1 protein-coding gene is annotated in these 990 nt (G+C 61.5%); it reads left to right on the top strand.

All coding sequences use genetic code 11. The features are described from left to right. Nucleotides 1–25: 25 nt before the first annotated feature. Nucleotides 26–990 (top strand): NAD-dependent epimerase/dehydratase family protein (locus EFR00_RS32790; RefSeq protein WP_125864906.1); only part of this gene is annotated, 965 nt, incomplete at its 3' end.

Genomic DNA, 990 nt, shown 5'->3' with positions numbered 1-990 from the left:
GGCAGGGGGCCAAGAAAAGGTGGGAATGCGCTACTTCATTACAGGGACGGCCGGTTTCATCGGTTTTCATCTGGCCAGGCGCCTGCTGCAGGAGGGGCACGAGGTAACGGGCTTCGACGGCCTCACGCCCTATTACAACGTCAAGCTCAAGGAGATGCGCCATGCGGCCCTCTCCCAGTTCCCGGCCTTCAAACCGGTCATCGCAATGCTCGAGGACCGGCCGGCGCTGGAGGCGGCTGTCCTCGCGGCCAAGCCCGACATCCTGATCCACCTCGCCGCACAGGCCGGCGTCCGCTACAGCCTGGAAAATCCCGAAGCCTATCTACATTCGAACGTCGAAGGCTCATGGAACATTATGGAAATCGCCCGGCGGGTCGAAGTCCGCCATCTGATGCTGGCCTCGACATCATCGATCTATGGCGCCAACGCGACCGTCCCCTTCCGCGAGACCGATCGCGCCGACGAGCCGCTGACCATTTACGCCGCGACGAAAAAATCGATGGAGCTGATGGCGCACAGCTATGCCCATCTTCACAAGATTCCGACGACGGCCTTCCGCTTCTTCACCGTCTACGGCCCATGGGGCCGGCCCGATATGGCACTGTTCAAATTCGCCAAGAACATGCTCGAGGGCCAGCCGATCGAGATCTACGGCGAAGGCAATATGAGCCGTGATTTCACCTATATCGATGACCTCGTCGAAGCGATCGTCAGATTGTCGGCAATTGCGCCCCGCGAGGAAAATCGCCTCAACGACGCGGCGGTCGAAACGCTTTCGCGCCAGGCGCCCTTCCGCGTCGTCAATATCGGCGGTGGCCAGCCGGTCAGCCTGATGGATTTCGTCGAGACGGTAGAAAAGGCACTCGGCCAGCCTGCCATTCGCCAGATGCTGGCGATGCAGAAGGGCGATGTGCCGCGCACCTTCGCCGCCCCCGATCTGCTTGTCGCGCTGACGGGCTACAAACCGGCAACGACCTTGGACGTCGGCGT

This window comes from Rhizobium sophoriradicis (assembly GCF_003939025.1).
Classification (GTDB): domain Bacteria; phylum Pseudomonadota; class Alphaproteobacteria; order Rhizobiales; family Rhizobiaceae; genus Rhizobium; species Rhizobium sophoriradicis.
This window is presented reverse-complemented; position numbering and strand designations above follow the sequence as displayed.